Raw genomic sequence first — 17,938 nt, forward strand, 5'->3', positions numbered from 1 at the left:
GCCGGGTGCTCACCCCCTCACCACATCTGTGGGAGTTGCTCGCCGAGCGGCTACTGGCCGCCCTGCTCATCGCGGCGCTTCTGCCAGCGCTGCTCGATCCGGTCCATCATCGAGCGCTTCTGACGTCCCTGGCGACGGGCGTGCGGAGCGCCCGCCGCGGGCTGTTCGCCCGGCTTGGGGGCCTTGCGCCAGCCGGTCACAGCGAGTACCGCACAACCCAGCATGACGAGGAATCCCACCACGCTGAGCCAGACCTGCTTGGCGACCATACCGGCCATGAGGAGCGCGATACCCACGAGGAAGCCGGCAACCGCCTGGTAGACCCGCCGCCGGGTGTACGTACGCAGCCCGCTTCCCTCGAGCGCCGACGCGAACTTGGGATCTTCGGCGTACAGCGCTCGCTCCATCTGCTCGAGCATGCGCTGCTCGTGCTCCGAGAGCGGCACGGAGTCCTCCTCATCGTGCAGTCGCCGGGGGGCGACCCGGGGGGTCCCTTCAGGATAGGCAGGGAATCGCCCCCGTGAAACCCGCCCCTCTGCGCCAATTGGCCAACCGGAATCCGCCATGAACGCTCCGGCCGCTGAATCTTGTCATTCCCCAGCTGCCGTCCCGTCATGCCGGGCGGTCTCCCTCGATCATACGGCGCTGAGCGCTCGATCGGGGGGCCTGTGGCGTACTCCATGTGCCATCAAGTACCTGATCAGCACTACGGCTCAGGAGGGCGCTCAGGCCCCGGCGGCCTCCCGCGTCTCGCCGAGCACATGGAGCTGGGTGGCCACGGAGTGGAAGGCGGGGAGCTCGGCCGCCGCCTCCTCCAGCTTCAGCAGGGCCTCCACCGCGCCGGGCTCGGTGTCCACGAGCACACCGGGAACCAGGTCGGCGAAGACCCGCACGCCGTGCACGGCGCCCACGGTGAGGCCCGCGCCCTCGACGAGCGCCGTGAGCTGTTCGGCGGTGAAGCGGCGGGGCACCGGGTCGCCGTCGCCCCAGCGGCCGTCCGGGTCGCCGAGCGCCTGCCGGGCCTCCTTGAAGTGGCCGGCCAGGGCCCGCGCGAGCACGGCGCCGCCGAGTCCCGCGGCGAGCAGGCTGAGGACGCCCTCGGAACGCAGGGCGGCCACCACGTTGCGCACGCCCTCGGCGGGGTCGTCGACGTACTCCAGGACGCCGTGGCACAGCACCACGTCGTACGCGCCGCGCTCGGCCACGTCGAAGAGGCCGTGGGCGTCGCCCTGGACGCCCCGGACGCGGTCGGCGACACCGGCCTCGGCGGCGCGGCGCTCCAGCGCGAACAGGGCGTTGGGGCTGGGATCGACGACCGTGACCTGGTGGCCGAGACGGGCGACGGGCACCGCGAAGTTGCCGCTGCCGCCTCCGGTGTCGAGGACGTCCAGCGCCTGGCGTCCCGTGGCCTTGACCCGGCGGTCGAGGGCGTCCTGGAGGACGTCCCAGACCACGGCGGTACGGAGGGAGGCGCGGGGTCGCAGCGGGTCCGACACGGCAGTTGGCTCCTCGGCGCGGGCGGGAAGACTTCAGGCGCCCTCCACCCTATTGCCTCCGGTCCCCCACCTGGTCACTCCGGTGCCACGCCCGGCCGCACGTCTCGTACGGCGGACGCCGGTCCCGGGCGCGTACGGCAGAGACGCTGGGCTCGGCTCCGTACGGCGCACCCGGTCGCCCTCGCTGTACGCCGCGCCCGGACGCCACTCGCCGCGCGGCGCGCCCGTCACCCGGCGTCCGGGAAGTCGCGGTCGCGGTCGGTGCCGTGGCCGCTCCCCTCGGGCTCGTCCGCGTCCTGGCGCGGCTGCGGCAGGACCGGCTGGAGGACCAACATCCGCTCGACGAGGCGCAGGAACATCGCCACGTCGCGTATGAGGTCGTCCGCGTCCCGACGGCTGGCCGCGCCCTGGATGCCGGCCTCGGCCCGGGCGCGGCGCCGGGCCCCGGAGGCGAAGAGCGCGCTCCACTCGGCGAGCTCCGGCGCGATCTCCGGGAGCACTTCCCAGGCGCTCCGGATCTTGGCGCGGCGTCGGGGCGTGGGCTCCGGACGCCCCCGCGCGGCGAGCACGGCGGCCGCGGTGCGCAGGGCGGCGAGGTGGGCGGTGGCATAGCGCTCGTTCGGCGTCTCCAGCGCCGAGGCCTCGTCGAGGCCGGCACGGGCCTGGGCGAGCAGGTCGAGGGCTGCGGGCGGGGCCGTCGCCCGGCGCAGCACGGGGTGCACGTCGCTCGCCGGGCCGGTCAGTGAGGGGGCAGGGCCGGTGGCGCGGCGCCGACGGGCGGCGGCTGCGTGATAGCTGGCCATGACGAACCTCCTGTCGTCTGGTTGACGGCACATCCCGCTACGGAGTGCCGTATGTGCCCATCGTGAGCTATGGCACTGACAATCCGTTCTGACCTGCGGTTTTGCTTCGATCGAAGGTTCGGGTCTATTTTTGCACTGACCAGTCAGTTCAAAATGTTGTCGCTTCAAGGGAGCAGGGGGTGGCCGTGGACGGAGTCGCTGTCGTGGCCGAGGGGTTCGGGTTGAGAGGACCCCGCGGCTGGGCCTTCCGGGGCGTCGACCTCGTCGCGGAGCCCGGGGCGCTGATCGCCGTCGAGGGGCCCTCGGGGTCCGGCCGTACGAGCCTGCTGCTCGCGCTCACCGGACGGATGAAGGCCACCGAGGGGACCGCGACCGTGGGCGGGGCCCGGCTGCCCAAGCAGCTCTCGGCGGTCCGCCGGTTCAGCGCGCCGGCCAATGTCCCCGGGGTCACCGACCTCGACCCGGCGCTCACCGTCGGGGAGCACCTGCGCGAACGGGCGCTGCTCCAGAACCGGTTCGGCGACTCGGTGCGCGCGCTGCTGCGACCGCGCGCCGAGCGGACGGCCGAGGCGGGGCTGCGGATCGACACCGCCCTGACGGCCGCCGGGCTCGACCGGGAGGCACTGCCCAAGGGCGCGCGGACCGCCGTACGCGATCTGGAACGGCTGGAGGCGCTGCGGCTGTCGATCGCCCTGGCGCTGATCGGCCGCCCGCGACTGCTCGCCGTCGACGACCTGGACCTGAAGCTGTCCGACGCCGAGCGGGCCGAGGCCTGGGCCCTGCTCAGGTCGCTCGCCGCGGCCGGCACGACGGTCCTGGCGGTGTGCAGCGAGGCACCGGAGGACGCCGTGACGGTGTCCACGCGTACCGAGACCCCCGAGGACGAGCAGAACCGGAAGGAGACGGGCGATGCGCTCACCGAGACTGGCCGCGCTTGAGCTGCGCCGCTTCGGCAGGGGGAAGCTGCCGCGTGCCGCGCTGGTGGCCCTGCTGGTGCTGCCGCTGCTGTACGGCGCCCTGTACCTGTGGTCCTTCTGGGACCCCTACGGCCGCCTGGACCGCATCCCGGTGGCCCTCGTGAACGACGACAAGGGCACCACCGCCGACGGCCACAGGCTCACCGCGGGCGAGGACATCACCAAGGGGCTGCGCGAGAGCGACACCTTCGACTGGCACGAGGTCAGCGCGGGCGAGGCCCGCAAGGGCGTCGAGGACGGCACCTACTACCTGTCGCTGACCATGCCGGCCGACTTCAGCAGGAGGATCGCCTCCAGCGCGGGCGACTCCCCCGAGACGGGCGCGCTCCAGGTCCGTACGAACGACGCCAACAACTACATCGTCGGGCAGATCGCGCGGACGGTCTTCGCCGAGGTGCGTCAGGCCGCGTCCACCAAGGCCTCGCGGTCCTTCCTGGACCGGATCTTCATCTCCTTCTCCGACATCCACGGCGCCACCGTGAAGGCCGCGAACGGCGCCGACGACCTCGAAGGCGGCATCGGCAAGGCCGAGAAGGGGTCCGAGGACCTGGCCGCGGGGCTCAAGCAGGCGCAGTCGGGCAGCGGGCGGCTCTCCGCCGGGCTGGCCAGGCTCGACACCGGCTCGGGCGACCTGGCGGACGGCGCGCGGCAGGTCGCCGCCGGCACCCAGACGCTCGCCGACCGGGTCAACGGCGTCGCGGACACGGTGGGGCCCTTCGTCGCGGACAACGAGAAGAGCATCGGCGACACAGCGCGGCTCGTCGCCGACTCGGCCGGAGCCGTCCGCCACAACCTCGGCACCCTGGTGAGGACCGCCCCGGCCGCCGCCGAGGCGGCGCACAAGGCCGCCGACACCCTGAACGCCGTCTATAGGGCGCGATGCACGGACCCCGTGCTGCCGGACGCCGCCTGCGCCGACCTGAAGAAGGCACAGCAGGCCGCCGCCGACGTGGCCCGGGTGGCCGACGACGTCAACGCGCTCGTCGCCGACCAGAACGGCGACCTCAAGAAGCTCGACGGACAGCTCGCCACCCTCCAGAAGCAGGCCCGCGCGCTCGCCGACCGGGCGCCCCGGCTCTCCGAGGACCTCGACGACGCCGTGGCCAAGGTCAACCGGCTCAACGAGGGCGCGCGCAAGGTCGCCGACGGGGCCAGGACGCTGCACTCCGGCATCGGCACCGCGCGGACCGGCGCCCAGCAGCTCGACCAGGGCATCGACCGCCTCAGCACCGGCGCCGACACCCTGAGCGGCGGCATGTACAAGCTCGCCGACGGCTCCGGGAAGCTCTCCGACGGGCTGCACGACGGCGCCTCGCAGATCCCCGACTACGACAAGAAGGACCGCGACCGGCGCACCGAGGTGATGGCCGACCCGGTCCAGCTGATCTCCAAGGACCTGCACGACGCGCCGAACTACGGCACCGGGTTCGCCCCGTACTTCATCCCGCTGTCGCTGTGGGTGGGCGCGATGGTGGCGTACATGCTGATCGCGCCGATGAACCGGCGGGCGCTCGCCGCCGGTGCCGCGGCCTGGCGGATCGCGCTGGCGGGCTGGCTGCCGGTGGTGGCGATCGGGGTGCTCCAGACGGTGGCCCTGATGTCGGTGCTGCACTGGGCCGTCGGCCTCCAGATGGCCCGCGCGGCCGGGACCGTGGGCTTCCTGTTCCTGGTGACGGCGTGCTTCGCGGCGATCGTGCAGTGGCTGAACGCCCGCTTCGGAGCGGCCGGCCGGATCCTCGTCCTCGCCCTCCTGATGCTCCAGCTGACGTCCGCGGGCGGCACCTATCCCGTCCAGACCAGTCCGGGCTTCTTCAACGCGCTGCACCCCTTCCTGCCGATGAGCTACGTCGTCGAGGCCCTCAGGAGACTCATCACGGGCGGCGGCCTCGGTCCGGTGTGGCACGCGTGCGTGGTGCTCATCGCCTTCACCGCGGGCGCCCTCGCGCTGACCGCCGTGGCCGCGCGCCGCCGTCAGGTGTGGACCCTGGACCGGCTGCACCCGGAGCTGACCCTGTGAGCCGTTCCGCCACCTCAGAGGGCCTGACGCCTGTGAGAATCAGGACCATGGACAGCAGCAGCGCCACGGCGGGCGTCAGCACGCGCCGCGAGGCCACCCGGCAGAAGCTCTACGAGGCGGCCGTCACGCTCATCGCCGAGCAGGGCTTCTCCGCCACCACGGTCGACGAGATCGCCGAGCGGGCCGGAGTCGCGAAGGGCACGGTCTACTACAACTTCGCGAGCAAGTCGGTGCTCTTCGAGGAGCTGCTGCGGCACGGGGTGGGTCTGCTCACCGCCTCTCTGCGGGAGGCGGCGGAGGCGACCGCCCGCGCGGGCGGCGGCAAGGTGGACGCCCTGGACGCGATGATCCGCGCCGGCCTCGTCTTCATCGACCGCTACCCGGCCTTCACCCAGCTGTACGTGGCCGAGCTGTGGCGCACCAACAGGGCGTGGCAGTCCACCCTCATGGTGGTCCGTCAGGAGGCCGTCGCGGTCGTGGAGGGCGTGCTGCGCGAGGGCGTCGAGAGCGGTGAGTTCAGCGAGGAGATCGATGTCCCGCTGACCGCCTCCGCCCTGGTCGGCATGGTCCTGGTGGCCGCCCTGGACTGGCAGTCCTTCCAGCCCGAGCGCTCCCTGGACGACGTGCACGCGGCGCTGTCGCGGCTGTTGCAGGGGAGGGTGAGCGGGCGCAGCGGATGACATCGCGCTGACAGGCGAAAGCGCCGGTCCGCTGTGGCCGCGTCCCCCGCGGGCCACCTCGAACCGGCGCCTTCTCCCCGTTCCCCCGTTACCCCGTACCCCCCGTTGGGCCCCCGTTCGGTCGTTCCCCCGCTTTCCGGGATCCCCCGTGCCTCGCTCCCGCCGACCTCGGCCGGCGGAAGGAGCGGGTCCGGGGCGGCTCCGTTCCGGCGCCCCGTGTCGCCGGTGCCGGAGCCGTTCCCCTTCGCCGTGCCTCCACTCTCCCGTTCACGCAGGTCGCAGCCCATCCGCGCGCGTACTCATCTCACCCTCTAGGTACGGATACTCAGTCCTGCGTGCTCATCCCCAGGACGCCCGGTGGCCCACTGGTTACGATCGCGTCCGTGTCCGTACTCCCCTTGGTGTTCACCAGCGGCTGGGCCAGCGGTGTCAACGCGTACGCGGTGGTGCTGCTGCTCGGCGTGTTCGGCGCGACGGGGCTGAGCGACGACGTCCCCGAAACCCTCCAGCGCCCCGAGGTCCTCGTCATCGCGGGCGCACTGTTCCTGTGCGAGGCGGTGGCCGACAAGATCCCGTACGTCGACTCGGCGTGGGACTCCGTGCACACCGTGGTCCGGCCGGTCGCGGGCGCCTGGGTCGGGGCGCTGCTCGCCGGTCAGAGCGGTTCGCTCAACGACGTGGTCGCGGGTCTGGTGGGCGGCTCGACGGCGCTGGCCAGCCACACGGTCAAGGCGGGCACGAGGATGGCCGTCAACGCCTCCCCGGAGCCCTTCAGCAACATCGTCCTGAGCCTGGCGGAGGACCTCGGCGTGGCCGGCGTCGTCACCTTCGCGATGTTCCACCCGGAGGCGGCGGCGGTCATCGCGGGCGTCCTGCTGCTGGCGGGCCTGGTGGTGCTGTACTTCCTGATCTCCCGGATCCGCAGATTCCGCAGACGCAGGGCCCAACGCCGCGAGGAAAAACGACTGGCGGCACGAGAACCCACCTAGGGCTGCGCACCCCCGGCGGAGTTGTCAGTGGCGGCCGATAAGGTCGCAGGCATGGCAAGGATTGCGGTGATCGGCGCCGGGATGGGCGCGATGGCGGCCGCTGCCCGGCTGGCCGTCGCGGGTCACCGGGTGGCGGTGTACGAGCGTACGGAGACGTACGGCGGAGCGGTGCGCCGGTTCGAGCGGGACGGCTTCGGCTTCGACACCGGACCCGGACTGCTCACGCTCCCCGCGGTCTACCGCGATCTGTTCGTCAAGACCGGCAAGGAACCCCTGGAGTCGGTCGTCGAGCTGGTCCAGGTCGACCCGTCGGCACGGCACGTCTTCAAGGACGGCACCGAGGTGTCCCTGCCGAACGCGTCCCGCGCGGGGGTGGTCTCCGCTCTGGACGAGGCGCTCGGCGCGGGGGCCGGCGCGCGCTGGGGCGACTTCCTGGTCCGGGCCCGCGAGACCTGGGACCGCACCCGCAGACCGCTCCTGGAGGAGCCGCTGTGGCCCAACTGGCCGGTGCTGGCGGAGCGCGAGCCCTATCCGGCGGTGCCGCACAAGAAGTTCCTGCGGACCCGCCGGGCCGGCACGCTGAACCAGATCGGCGCCTGGGAGCTGCGCGACCCCCGCCTCTCTTCCCTGCTGGACGGCTACGCGCTCGCCTACGGCATCGACCCCGGCCTCGCCCCGGCGAGCGCCGCGATCCTCCCGTACATGGAGCACGCCTTCGGGACCTGGTATGTCCGGGGCGGCATGCGGGAGTTGGCGCGGGCCGTGTACGAGCGGTGCGTCCAGCGCAAGGTGGAGTTCCACTTCGGCGCCGAGGTGACGGGCGTCCTGGAGAAGGACGGCCGCGCGGGAGGGCTGGAGCTGGCCGACGGGACGCTCGTGGAGGCGGACGCCGTCGTCGGCGGGGGGCCCTGGCGACTGCGCGGACTCCTGCCGGGACGTGAGCTCTACGCCGCCGAGGACGTCCCCCCGCACGCCGAGAACCGGCACCTCGGCCGGATCGTGGTCTGTCTCGCGTTGCGCGGGGCTCGGCAGCCGGGCGCCGCGCACCGCACGGTGGTGCACGGCCCCGACCCGGAAGGCGCGCTGTGCGACTTCGTGCACGGGGAACTGCCCGAGGAGACCACCGTGCAGATCGACCGTCCGGATGACCCGGCTCTGCGCCCCGACGCGGACCACGAGTCCGTGGTGCTGACGGCGACCGTGACGCCCCAGGGGAGCTTCGACTGGACCGCCCCGGGCATGGCCGACGCCTTCGCGGACAAGATGGTCACCGCCGCCGAGCGGGCGCTTCCCCACCTCCGGGAGCGGATTCTGTGGCGCGAGGTGCGGACGCCCGTGCACACCGAGCGGGAGACGGGGGCCGAAGGCGGTGCCGTACCCGCACCCTCACTGGCCGGCCCCGACGGCACCCTGCACCCGTCCAACAGCACAGCGCTGCCAGGCCTGTTCACGGCCGGTGGCTGGTCGCACCCCGGTGGGGGTCTCCCCCATGCCGGCATGTCGGGCGCCCTGGTCGCCGGGCTGATCGTGGAGGGGCCGGAGTTCCGCGGCTCTCGGTGAGGGAGCCGCCCGGCGTCAGAAGCGGTACTGCTCGTCGTACCCCTGGCCCTGGTTCTGGTGTCCCTGGCCGCTGTTGTCCTGGTAGTACTGCTGCTCCTGCGGGAGTTCGCCGCCGTACTCGTCGGTGCGCTGCTGCGGCACCCACACCCCGCCGGCCGGCGTCTCGCCGCCGTACGTCTGGCCGTACTGGTCGTAGCCCTGCTGGACGAACTGCTGCTGACCGCCGTAGGACGTGTCGTACGACCCCGTCCCGTAGGTCTGGGTGCCGATGTACGGGTCGGAGTAGGCGGCGTACTGCTGCTGTCCGCCCGCATCGTAGCCGTACTGCTGCTGGTCGTAACCGGTGTAGCCGTCGTAGCCGTACGTCTGGTCGGCGGCCGCCGTCGCGTACTGGTCCTGGGGCTGGCCCGCGGAGGCGTAGGACTGGTCGCCGCCGTAGCCGGTGTCGCTGTATATGCCGTAGGAACCGGTGTCATCGGGCAGGGGCTGGGGCTCGTAGACCGAGGTGGTCTCGGCGGCCGTGGCGGAGCGCGCCGGGGTGAAGACGTCGTCGCGGTCGTAGTCGTCGTCATGACCGTAGCCCGCGGTGTCCGGGCGGCCCCGGTCGTACCCGGCCTCGTCGCCGTAGGCCGCGGCCCCCGACTCCAGGTCCGAGACCTCCAGCGCGGGCTCCTCGCGGCCGCGCTCCCGGCGGCTCTTCTTGCCGCCGGTCAGACCGCCCAGCGCGGCCGGCGGGTTGACCGCCCAGCCCTGTTCGAAGCCGCGGCGGAACGACAGGGTGACGTAGGTCTGGCCGACCGCGAAGGCGATCGCGCCGAGACCGATGACGATCACCTGTGAGATCAGCACGCCGAGGACCACGCCCAGGAAGCCGACGAAGGCGAGCACCCGCCAGCGCAGCCGCGCCTTGTACTGCAACAGCACTTCGCCGAGCAGCCACAACGCGACGAATCCGAACGCGATGTAGAGGACCGTCCAGCCCATGTACGCCCCTCTCCCAGTGACCGCTACGCAGTGTGTCGTATATCCGTGCGGCCGGTCTAGGCCTGCGGTCGGTGGTGCAGGCCCAGGTTTTCGTAGATTTCCAGCGATGCCGTGGAGTTGTTGAGCGTGATGAAGTGCAGTCCGGGCACTCCCTCGGACAGCAGCCGCGCGCAGAACTCCGTGGCGAACTCGATTCCGATCGAGCGTACAGCGGCCGGATCGTCCTTTGCTGTGAGGATCCGCTCTTTCAGGGCGGAGGGGATGCTCGCGTTGCTGAGCTGCGGGAGGCGTTCCAGCATTCGCACGCTGGTCACGGGCATGATCTCGGGGATGACCGGAGTCGCGCAGCCCGCGGCATCGACTCGGTCACGCAGCCGCAGATAGGACTCCGGCTGGAAGAACATCTGGGTGATGGCGTAGTCGGCGCCGGCGCGGCACTTGTCGACGAAGTGGGTGACGTCGGTGTCCCAGTCCGCGGAGCGCGGGTGCATCTCCGGGAAGGCCGCGACGCCTACGCAGAAGTCGCCCGACTCCTTGATGAGCCGGACGAGTTCGGCGGCGTAGGTCAGGCCCTGCGGGTGGGCCAGCCAGTCCCCCATGGGGTCGCCGGGCGGGTCGCCGCGCACGGCCAGCATGTTGCGGATCCCGGCGTCGGCGTACTGGCCGATGATGTTGCGCAGTTCGGCGATGGAGTGGTTGACCGCGGTGAGGTGGGCGACCGGGGTCAGGGTGGTGTCCGCGACGATCTGCTGGGTCTCCTTGACGGTGCCCGCGCGGGTGGAGCCGCCGGCGCCGTAGGTCACGGAGACGAAGTCCGGGGCGACCGCCTCGACCCTCCGGAGGGCGCTCCACAGGTTTCGCTCACCCTTGGGAGTCTTGGGCGCCGAGAACTCGAAGGAGTACGTCGTCTTGCCCGTGGCGAGCATGTCGCGCACGGTGCGTGCGCGGTCAGTCCTGGTGGATGCGGTTCCGAGGGCCATACCGGAAGGTTAGTCAGGGGGCGGCGGCCTCCCAACCGGATCCGGGAAATTTGCCCGGATTGTCGACTTGTTGTCCACCCCTCGGACACCTGAGGCGGTTACACCGTGTGCCTGAGCCGCTTCGCGAACTCCGCGGCGGCCGCCCCGGGGTCGTCCGCCTCGGTGATCGCCCGGACGACGACGACCCGGCGGGCGCCGGCCTCCAGGACCTCGTCGAGGTTGCCGAGGTCGATGCCGCCGATGGCGAACCAGGGGCGGTCGGTGCCGAGGGCGGCGGTGCGGCGGACCAGGTCGAGGCCGGGGGCGTGCCGGCCGGGCTTGGTGGGGGTGGGCCAGCACGGGCCGGTGCAGAAGTAGTCCACGCCGTCCTGCGTCGCGGCCGCCGTGGCCTCCGGCTCGGCGTGGGTGGAGCGGCCTATGAGGACGTCGTCGCCGAGGATCGCCCGGGCGGCGGGGACGGGGAGGTCGCCCTGCCCCAGATGGAGTACGTCGGCGCCGGCCGCGTGGGCGACGTCGGCCCGGTCGTTGACCGCGAGGAGCTTGCCGTGGCGGGCGCAGGCGTCGGCGAGGACCTTCAGGTGTTCCAGCTCCTCGGCCGCCTCCATGCCCTTGTCCCGCAGCTGCACGATGTCGACGCCGCCGGCCAGGACGGCGTCGAGGAACTCGGCGAGGTCGCCCTGGCGCTTGCGGGCGTCCGTGCACAGGTAGACGCGGGCGTCGGCGAGCTGGGCGCGGGCGGTGTCGGGCATGCGTGAGTCTCCCCCGGGTTCGGTGGTGTACGGGCCGTGCTCGACCGCGGCCGCGGCCCCGGCGGGCCCGGCCCGTACGCCGGTGCTGTCAGGTCAGACGGCGAGCGCCTGGGCCCGGCGCTTCACCTCCGTGCCGCGATTCTCGCTCAGGGCCTGTGCGGGGGTGCCGGGCAGGCTGTCGTCGGGGGTGAAGAGCCACTCCAGCATCTCTTCGTCGGTGAAGCCGTCGTCCCTCAGGAGCGTCAAGGTGCCGGACAGGCCCTTGACGACCTTCTGCTCGGCCCCGTCGATGAAGGCGGCGGGGACGTGCAGCGCGCGGTTCTCACCACGGCGTACGGCGATGAGCTGGCCCTCCTTGACCAGCTGCCGCACACGCGTCACCTCGACGTCCAGCATCTCTGCGATATCGGGGAGGGTGAGCCAGGCGGGGACGAGAGCATCGATTTTTGCGTCAATCTCGGTCACGGGATTAAGCGTGCCATCCCGCACTGACAGTCGGAAGCCGGGGCGCCTCCGGCGGGGGAACGGAGGGCAGGATTCCCTGGTGACGACCGCACCGTGTCGTACGCCGTCGCCGTCCTACGCCGTCGCCGCCTTCAGCGGTCGCGCCGGGTCCGTCAGCAGCTCCGGGTCCATCTCCGCGGCCGCCTCGATCAGCCGGCGGCCCTGGGCCAGGTCGCGGGGGCGGCCCACCGCCAGAAGGGCGACCAGGCGGTTCTCGCGCAGCCAGCACACCGACCAGGCGGGGCCGGACGGATCGCCGCGCCACAGGGTCGTGTCGGCGGACGCGTGGTGGCCGGCGTACTGGACGAAGCGGCCGAACTGCTCGGACCAGAAGTACGGGACCGGGTCGTAGACCGCGGAGGTCTCGCCCAGGATCGCGGCGGCGACCGTGCGGGGTCCCTGGAGGGCGTTGTCCCAGTGGTGGACCATCAGCCGCTCGCCGTAGCGCCCCGAGGGGAAGGAGGCGCAGTCGCCGACCGCGTGGACGTCCGGTGCGGAGGTCCGCAGCCGCTCGTCGGCGACGACCTCGCCGTGCGCACCGAGCTCGATGCCGGATCCGGCCAGCCAGGCCGTGGCGGGCCGGGCGCCGATGCCGACCACGACGGCTCCCGCGGCCACCCGGGAGCCGTCGTCCAGGACGACCTCACCGGGCTCGACGCGCACCACGCGCGCGTGGGTGCGCAGATCGGCCCCCGCGTCGGCGTACCAGGACGTCATCGGCGCGGCCACCTCGGCGGGCAGCGCGCCCGCGAGCGGACGGTCGGCGGCCTCCACGACCGTCACCGCGCAGCCCGCCTCGCGCGCGGCGGTGGCGAACTCGGCGCCGATCCAGCCCGCGCCGACGACCACGATGTCGTGCTGGCGGGCGAGCACGGGGCGCAGCCGCTCGGCGTCGTCCAGGGTGCGCAGCAGATGCACGCCGGGCACGCCCTCGGTCCCGGGCAGCCGGATCGGTTCGGCGCCGGTGGCGAGGACCAGGACGTCGTACGGCACGACCCCGGCCTCGGTGTCCAGTTCGTGCGCGTCGGGGCGCACGCCCAGCGCCTCGCGGCCGAGCAGCAGTTCGATGCCGAGGGCCTCGAAGTCCACGTCGAAGGCGGAGCCCTCGGCCTTGCCCAGCAGGACCGCCTTGGAGAGCGGGGGACGGTCGTAGGGCTGATGGGGTTCCGCGCCGATCACCGTGACGGTGCCCTGGAAGCCCTGTTCGCGCAGGGCGACCGCGGTCTGCACGCCGGCCATGCCCGCCCCGACCACGACCACCCGCCGCTGCGCCTGCGTCTGCTCGGTCATTTGATCACCCTAGCCACCTGACGAACAGTCAGTCAGGAGTCGTGCCGAGTGACCTGCTCCACAACGCTGGTCCCACTGCCGGACTGCGACTCCCACTCCCAAGTCTCCTCCAGCCGCACCCGGCCGTCGGGAAGGTCCACGACCGTGGAGACGCAGTGCCCGCAGGACGTCGTCCGGTCGTGCTTGAGCTGGACGTAGCGGAAGTCGAGGCGGTCCCCCGCGCGCGTGCCGACCAGATGCCCGCGTACGACGTCCCCGCCCGTGTACTCGGCCCAGATCTCCCCGTCCTTCTCGTGGTACATGAACCGGGTCCTGGTGCCCACCTGACCTGGGGCCTGGTCGGCGACAGGGGCGAGAACGAGACCGTCGAGCGAGCGCGCCACGAAAAGAGGCTCCCTTACTGAGACATACGACGTCGGGCTAGGGTGGCCAACGTAGAGCACTCGCGGGAGCCCGGACGCACCGGGCTGAGAGGGAGGCTGGCCGGCCTCCGACCGTACGAACCTGATCCGGGTCATGCCGGCGAAGGGAGGGGCTGGACGCCCATGTCCTCACGTACGTCAGACGTCCTCGTCGTCGGGGGCGGAATCATCGGCCTGGTCACGGCCTGGCGGGCCGCGCAGCGCGGTCTCCGCACGGCGGTCGTGGACCCGGAACCGGGCGGCGGAGCCGCCCGGGTGGCCGCCGGGATGCTGGCCGCCGTCACCGAACTGCACTACGGCGAGCAGACCCTGCTCGGCCTGAACCTCGCCTCGGCCCGCCGCTACCCCGACTTCGCGGCCGAGCTCACCGAGCTGACCGGGCACGACCTCGGCTACCGCCGCTGCGGCACGCTGGCCGTGGCGCTGGACGCCGACGACCGCGCCCATCTGCGCGAACTGCACGCGCTCCAGCGGCAGTCGGGCCTGGAGTCGGAGTGGCTGTCGGGGCGCGAGTGCCGCCGTCTGGAGCCGATGCTCGCGCCGGGGGTGCGGGGCGGGCTGCGGGTGGACGGCGACCACCAGATCGATCCGCGCCGCCTCACGCGCGCGTTGCTGGCCGCGTGCGAGCGGGCCGGTGTGGTGTTCCACCGCGCGTGGGCACAACGCCTGCGGGTCGCCCGGGACCGGGCCGCCGGGATCACCATGACGGACGCCGAGGAACTGGACGCGGGCCAGGTGGTGCTCGCCGCCGGGAGCCTCAGCGGCCGTCTGGAAGGCGTCCCCCAGGCCCTCCTGCCCCCTGTGCGGCCCGTGAAGGGCCAGGTGCTGCGCCTGACCGTGCCGCCCCGGTACGCGCCGTTCCTGAGCCGTACCGTGCGGGCCGTGGTGCGCGGCAGCCAGGTCTATCTCGTGCCGCGCGAGAACGGCGAGCTGGTGATCGGCGCGACCAGCGAGGAGCTGGGCTGGGACACGACGGTGACCGCGGGCGGGGTGTACGAACTGCTGCGGGACGCGCACGAACTGGTCCCCGGCATCACCGAGCTGCCGCTGACGGAGACGCGCGCGGGCCTGCGTCCGGGCTCCCCCGACAACGCGCCGCTGCTCGGCCCGACGCAGCTGCCCGGCCTGCTGCTCGCCACCGGGCACTACCGCAACGGCGTGCTGCTGACGCCGGTCACCGGGGACGCCATGGCGCACGTCCTGACCACCGGTGAACTCCCGGAGGTGGCCCGCCCGTTCACCCCGGGGCGGTTCCTGGAGCGGGTGGAGCAGCCGGCATGAACATCTCCGTCAACGGGGAGCCGCGCCGGTTCGCTCCCGGCACGGCTCTCGACACCGTCGTACGGGCCCTGACCCCGGCGCCCTCCGGGGTCGCCGCCGCGCTCAACGAGACCGTCGTCCCGCGCGCGCAGTGGTCCTCGACGCCCCTCGCCGAGGGAGACCGCGTGGAAGTCCTCACCGCCGTCCAAGGAGGCTGACCCATGGCCGACGATCCCTTCGTCATCGGCGGTACGTCCTTCTCGTCCCGGCTGATCATGGGCACGGGCGGGGCGCCCAGCCTGGACGTCCTGGAGCGGGCGCTGGTCGCCTCCGGGACCGAGCTCACGACGGTCGCGATGCGGCGGGTGAACCCCTCGGTGCACGGCTCGGTGCTGTCCGTCCTGGAGCGGCTCGGCATCCGGGTCCTGCCCAACACGGCGGGCTGCTTCACGGCCGGCGAGGCGGTTCTCACGGCCCGCCTCGCGCGCGAGGCGCTCGGCACCGAGCTGGTCAAGCTGGAGGTCATCGCCGACGAGCGCACCCTGCTGCCGGACGGCGTGGAGCTGCTGGACGCGGCGGAGACCCTGGTCGACGACGGCTTCACGGTGCTGCCGTACACGAACGACGACCCGGTGCTGGCCCGCAGGCTGGAGGACGTGGGCTGCGCGGCGATCATGCCGCTCGGCTCCCCGATCGGCTCCGGGCTCGGCATCCGCAACCCCCACAACTTCCAGCTGATCGTCGAGCACGCACGCGTGCCGGTGATCCTGGACGCGGGGGCGGGGACGGCGTCCGACGCGGCCCTGGCGATGGAGCTGGGGTGCGCGGGGGTGATGCTCGCCTCGGCGGTGACGCGGGCCCAGGAGCCGGAGCTGATGGCGCAGGCGATGCGGCACGGGGTGGAGGCGGGCCGGCTGGCGTACCGGGCGGGCCGGATTCCGCGCCGGCACTTCGCCGAGGCGTCGTCTCCGGTGGAGGGCCTGGCCGTACTGGACCCGGAGCGTCCGGCGTTCTGACCGGACGACATGCCCGACTCTGAACACACGTTCGATGATGGACACGGGCAGGTGCGACCTCCGTCACAGCTCGGCTCCAGTACCGCTCCTGTTCCGGCCGAACCGGATGGACTGTCAGCCACGGCTCGTACACTCGCCTGCGTGGATACGACCCTTCAGGACCCGCTGGTCGGGCAGGTGCTCGACGGCCGCTACCGCGTGGACGCGCGGATCGCGGTCGGCGGGATGGCCACGGTCTACCGGGCCCTGGACACCCGTCTGGACCGTGTGCTCGCCCTCAAGGTGATGCATCCCGCGCTCGCCGCGGACGGCGTCTTCGTCGAGCGGTTCATCCGGGAGGCCAAGTCCGTCGCCCGACTGGCCCATCCCAACGTGGTGCAGGTCTTCGACCAGGGCACCGACGGGTCGTACGTCTATCTCGCCATGGAGTACGTCGCCGGCTGCACCCTGCGTGACGTGCTGCGCGAGCGCGGGGCGCTGCAACCGCGCGCCGCCCTGGACATCCTGGAGCCGGTCCTCGCCGCGCTCGGCGCCGCGCACCGGGCCGGGTTCGTGCACCGGGACATGAAGCCGGAGAACGTCCTGATAGGGGACGACGGCAGGGTCAAGGTCGCCGACTTCGGGCTCGTGCGGTCCGTGAACAACGTCACCAACACCTCCGGAGCGGTCCTCGGCACCGTCTCCTACCTGTCCCCGGAACAGATCGACCAGCCCGGCATCGCCGACGCCCGCGTCGACGTGTACGCGTGCGGTGTCGTCCTGTACGAGATGCTGACCGGCAGCCAGCCGCACGAGGGCGACTCCCCCGCGATAGTCCTCTACAAGCACCTCCACGAGGACGTCCCACCCCCGTCGGCGGTCATCCCTGGGCTGCCGTACGAACTGGACGAGCTGGTCGCCTCCGCCACCGCCCGCACCCCGGACCTGCGCCCGTACGACGCGGTGGCGATGCTCGCGCAGACCCGCGAGGCGCACGGCAGGCTGAGCGACGACCAGCTGGACATGGTGCCGCCGCAGGCGCTCCCGTCGGAGTACGCGGGCGCGGAGAACCGTACGAGCGTGATCCCGCGCTCCCTGACCGTGCCCCGGCTGCTCCCGGTCAACGAGGACGAGCCGCTCCACCACCGCACCAGCGTCCTGGAGACCCCGCCGCCCCCGCCGCGGCGCGGCCGCGCCTCCGGTGGCCGAGCCCGGCGCGGGCCGCTCCTGATCGTGGCCGCGGTCCTGCTGGCGCTCGGTGTCGGAGCGGGCGTCTGGTACATCAACTCGGGCCAGTTCACCCGGGTCCCGGCGCTGCTGGCGAAGACCGAGGCACAGGCGCGTGACCGCCTGGACGAGGCGGGACTGGAGACCGGCAAGGTCACCTACGCCTACAGCGACACCGTCAAGCGCGGCACCGTCATCAGCACGGACCCCGGGGTGGGCAGCCGCATCCGCGACCACGACTCCGTGGCGATCACCGTCTCCAAGGGCCCGCAGACGGTCAAGGTGCCCGACGTGGACGGCTTCGAGCTGGGCAAGGCGAGAGCCCGGCTGAAGTCGGACGGGCTCCAGCCCGGCATGGTCACCCGGGAGTTCAGCGACGACGTCCCCAGGGGCTTCGTGATCAGCACGGACCCGTCGGGCGGCACCACGCTGCGCACCGGCTCGGCGATCGCCCTCACCGTCAGCAAGGGCGCCCCGGTCGACGTCCCGGACGTCACCGGCGAGGACCTGTCCGACGCGAGGTCCGACCTCGCGGAGGCCGGCCTGAAGGTGAAGATCGCCACCGCGCGGGTCAACTCCGAGTTCGACGCGGGCCAGGTGGCCCAGCAGAGCCCCGAGTCCGGGAGCCAGGCCGCCGAGGGCGACACCATCACCCTGACGATCTCCAAGGGCCCCGAGATGATCGAGGTCCCGGACGTCACGGGCGACAGCGTCGACGACGCGAAGGCGGCGCTGGAGGAGGCCGGTTTCCAGGTCGAGGAGGACCGGGGTCTGCTCGGGCTCTTCGGCGACACGGTGAAGAAGCAGTCGGTGGAGGGCGGCGACACGGCCCCGAAGGGTTCGACGATCACGATCACGATCCGCTGACCAACGCTGCGCTGGGCTGGGGCCGGGCGCAGGAGGGGGTGCCGGGCAAGGTCGTCGGGCGGCTGCGGGTGCGTTGTGGCTGGTCGCGCAGTTCCCCGCGCCCCTGAGAGACGCGTCCAGTGCACCTACCTCAAGGGG

The 17,938-nt window shown here is 72.5% G+C and carries 18 protein-coding genes and 1 riboswitch; of the genes, 9 read left to right on the forward strand and 9 right to left on the reverse strand.

What is annotated here, in order from left to right; translation table 11 throughout:
• Positions 1-50: 50 nt before the first annotated feature.
• The 3 genes from ACFULQ_RS44130 to ACFULQ_RS44140 all read right to left on the reverse strand — a co-directional run bounded on the left by ACFULQ_RS44130 (position 51) and on the right by ACFULQ_RS44140 (position 2,299).
• Complete coding sequence (locus tag ACFULQ_RS44130; RefSeq protein WP_053846972.1) at positions 51-446, reverse strand: DUF3040 domain-containing protein; 396 nt, start codon at positions 444-446, stop codon at positions 51-53.
• 279 nt (positions 447-725) lie between these two features.
• Entirely contained in the window at positions 726-1,496 is a 771-nt protein-coding gene (locus ACFULQ_RS44135) for a methyltransferase (RefSeq protein ID WP_383556032.1), read from the reverse strand.
• A 227-nt stretch (positions 1,497-1,723) separates the two neighbouring features.
• Positions 1,724-2,299, reverse strand: coding sequence for an SAV_6107 family HEPN domain-containing protein (locus tag ACFULQ_RS44140; RefSeq protein WP_383556035.1), 576 nt, complete (start codon positions 2,297-2,299; stop codon positions 1,724-1,726).
• Positions 2,300-2,478: 179 nt separating this feature from the next.
• Here ACFULQ_RS44140 and ACFULQ_RS44145 point away from each other — a divergent pair, with 179 nt between their 5' ends.
• The 5 genes from ACFULQ_RS44145 (at position 2,479) to ACFULQ_RS44165 (ending at position 8,522) form a co-directional block, all read left to right on the forward strand.
• Positions 2,479-3,237 (forward strand): ATP-binding cassette domain-containing protein, encoded by a 759-nt coding sequence (locus ACFULQ_RS44145; protein WP_383556038.1) that lies wholly within the window; start codon positions 2,479-2,481, stop codon positions 3,235-3,237.
• Positions 3,209-5,293, forward strand: coding sequence for a YhgE/Pip family protein (locus ACFULQ_RS44150; RefSeq protein WP_383556040.1), 2,085 nt, complete (start codon positions 3,209-3,211; stop codon positions 5,291-5,293). Before ACFULQ_RS44145 ends, ACFULQ_RS44150 begins: the two co-directional genes overlap by 29 nt.
• A 47-nt stretch (positions 5,294-5,340) precedes the next feature.
• Positions 5,341-5,973: a TetR/AcrR family transcriptional regulator gene (locus ACFULQ_RS44155; protein ID WP_383556043.1), complete on the forward strand. Its 633-nt coding sequence runs from the start codon at positions 5,341-5,343 to the stop codon at positions 5,971-5,973.
• Between the two features lie 383 nt (positions 5,974-6,356).
• Complete coding sequence (locus tag ACFULQ_RS44160) at positions 6,357-6,962, forward strand: DUF4126 domain-containing protein (protein ID WP_383556045.1); 606 nt, start codon at positions 6,357-6,359, stop codon at positions 6,960-6,962.
• Between the two features lie 51 nt (positions 6,963-7,013).
• On the forward strand, positions 7,014-8,522 hold the full coding sequence (locus ACFULQ_RS44165) for a phytoene desaturase family protein (protein ID WP_383556047.1): 1,509 nt from the start codon (positions 7,014-7,016) through the stop codon (positions 8,520-8,522).
• A 15-nt stretch (positions 8,523-8,537) separates the two neighbouring features.
• On the opposite strand, the gene ACFULQ_RS44170 is transcribed toward ACFULQ_RS44165, so the two are convergent.
• The 6 genes from ACFULQ_RS44170 to ACFULQ_RS44195 all read right to left on the reverse strand — a co-directional run bounded on the left by ACFULQ_RS44170 (position 8,538) and on the right by ACFULQ_RS44195 (position 13,412).
• Complete coding sequence (locus tag ACFULQ_RS44170; RefSeq protein WP_383556049.1) at positions 8,538-9,506, reverse strand: hypothetical protein; 969 nt, start codon at positions 9,504-9,506, stop codon at positions 8,538-8,540.
• A gap of 56 nt (positions 9,507-9,562) precedes the next feature.
• Positions 9,563-10,486, reverse strand: coding sequence for a methylenetetrahydrofolate reductase [NAD(P)H] (metF, locus tag ACFULQ_RS44175; protein WP_383556052.1), 924 nt, complete (start codon positions 10,484-10,486; stop codon positions 9,563-9,565).
• 98 nt (positions 10,487-10,584) lie between these two features.
• Positions 10,585-11,235, reverse strand: coding sequence for a thiamine phosphate synthase (gene thiE / locus ACFULQ_RS44180; protein WP_383556054.1), 651 nt, complete (start codon positions 11,233-11,235; stop codon positions 10,585-10,587).
• A 93-nt stretch (positions 11,236-11,328) separates the two neighbouring features.
• Positions 11,329-11,700, reverse strand: a complete 372-nt coding sequence (locus ACFULQ_RS44185) for an Rv2175c family DNA-binding protein (RefSeq protein WP_383556057.1) — start codon at positions 11,698-11,700, stop codon at positions 11,329-11,331.
• Between the two features lie 114 nt (positions 11,701-11,814).
• Positions 11,815-13,029: an NAD(P)/FAD-dependent oxidoreductase gene (locus ACFULQ_RS44190; RefSeq protein WP_383556060.1), complete on the reverse strand. Its 1,215-nt coding sequence runs from the start codon at positions 13,027-13,029 to the stop codon at positions 11,815-11,817.
• Positions 13,030-13,061: 32 nt separating this feature from the next.
• Positions 13,062-13,412 carry a hypothetical protein gene (locus ACFULQ_RS44195; RefSeq protein ID WP_383556062.1) on the reverse strand — a complete coding sequence of 117 codons (351 nt, stop codon included), beginning with the start codon at positions 13,410-13,412 and terminating at the stop codon, positions 13,062-13,064.
• 52 nt (positions 13,413-13,464) lie between these two features.
• Positions 13,465-13,577, forward strand: a riboswitch (TPP riboswitch).
• Between ACFULQ_RS44195 and thiO the strand changes: the two genes are divergently transcribed.
• From thiO to pknB, 4 genes are all read left to right on the forward strand, one after another.
• Entirely contained in the window at positions 13,575-14,732 is a 1,158-nt protein-coding gene (gene thiO / locus ACFULQ_RS44200; protein ID WP_383556064.1) for a glycine oxidase ThiO, read from the forward strand. It overlaps the preceding riboswitch by 3 nt.
• Positions 14,729-14,929, forward strand: coding sequence for a sulfur carrier protein ThiS (gene thiS / locus ACFULQ_RS44205; RefSeq protein WP_383556067.1), 201 nt, complete (start codon positions 14,729-14,731; stop codon positions 14,927-14,929). The genes thiO and thiS overlap by 4 nt, the downstream gene beginning before the upstream one ends.
• Positions 14,930-14,932: 3 nt before the next feature.
• Positions 14,933-15,727, forward strand: a complete 795-nt coding sequence (locus tag ACFULQ_RS44210; protein ID WP_383556069.1) for a thiazole synthase — start codon at positions 14,933-14,935, stop codon at positions 15,725-15,727.
• 141 nt (positions 15,728-15,868) lie between these two features.
• A complete protein-coding gene (pknB, locus tag ACFULQ_RS44215) occupies positions 15,869-17,800 on the forward strand; it encodes a Stk1 family PASTA domain-containing Ser/Thr kinase (protein ID WP_383556071.1) in 1,932 nt (643 codons plus the stop codon).
• Positions 17,801-17,938 lie beyond the last annotated feature (138 nt).

The sequence above is a fragment of the Streptomyces sp. NPDC057253 genome, assembly GCF_042669125.1.
In the GTDB taxonomy this organism is placed as follows: Bacteria; Actinomycetota; Actinomycetes; order Streptomycetales; family Streptomycetaceae; genus Streptomyces.

Bases quoted from the DNA above. Each gene is read 5' to 3' on its own strand.
- ACFULQ_RS44140 (WP_383556035.1), bottom strand. From the start codon at position 2,299: ATGGCCAGCTATCACGCAGCCGCCGCCCGTCGGCGCCGCGCCACCGGC.
- ACFULQ_RS44150 (WP_383556040.1), top strand. From the start codon at position 3,209: ATGCGCTCACCGAGACTGGCCGCGCTTGAGCTGCGCCGCTTCGGCAGG.
- ACFULQ_RS44155 (WP_383556043.1), top strand. From the start codon at position 5,341: ATGGACAGCAGCAGCGCCACGGCGGGCGTCAGCACGCGCCGCGAGGCC.
- ACFULQ_RS44165 (WP_383556047.1), top strand. From the start codon at position 7,014: ATGGCAAGGATTGCGGTGATCGGCGCCGGGATGGGCGCGATGGCGGCC.
- ACFULQ_RS44170 (WP_383556049.1), bottom strand. From the start codon at position 9,506: ATGGGCTGGACGGTCCTCTACATCGCGTTCGGATTCGTCGCGTTGTGG.
- metF (WP_383556052.1), bottom strand. From the start codon at position 10,486: ATGGCCCTCGGAACCGCATCCACCAGGACTGACCGCGCACGCACCGTG.
- thiE (WP_383556054.1), bottom strand. From the start codon at position 11,235: ATGCCCGACACCGCCCGCGCCCAGCTCGCCGACGCCCGCGTCTACCTG.
- ACFULQ_RS44190 (WP_383556060.1), bottom strand. From the start codon at position 13,029: ATGACCGAGCAGACGCAGGCGCAGCGGCGGGTGGTCGTGGTCGGGGCG.
- thiO (WP_383556064.1), top strand. From the start codon at position 13,575: ATGTCCTCACGTACGTCAGACGTCCTCGTCGTCGGGGGCGGAATCATC.
- thiS (WP_383556067.1), top strand. From the start codon at position 14,729: ATGAACATCTCCGTCAACGGGGAGCCGCGCCGGTTCGCTCCCGGCACG.
- ACFULQ_RS44210 (WP_383556069.1), top strand. From the start codon at position 14,933: ATGGCCGACGATCCCTTCGTCATCGGCGGTACGTCCTTCTCGTCCCGG.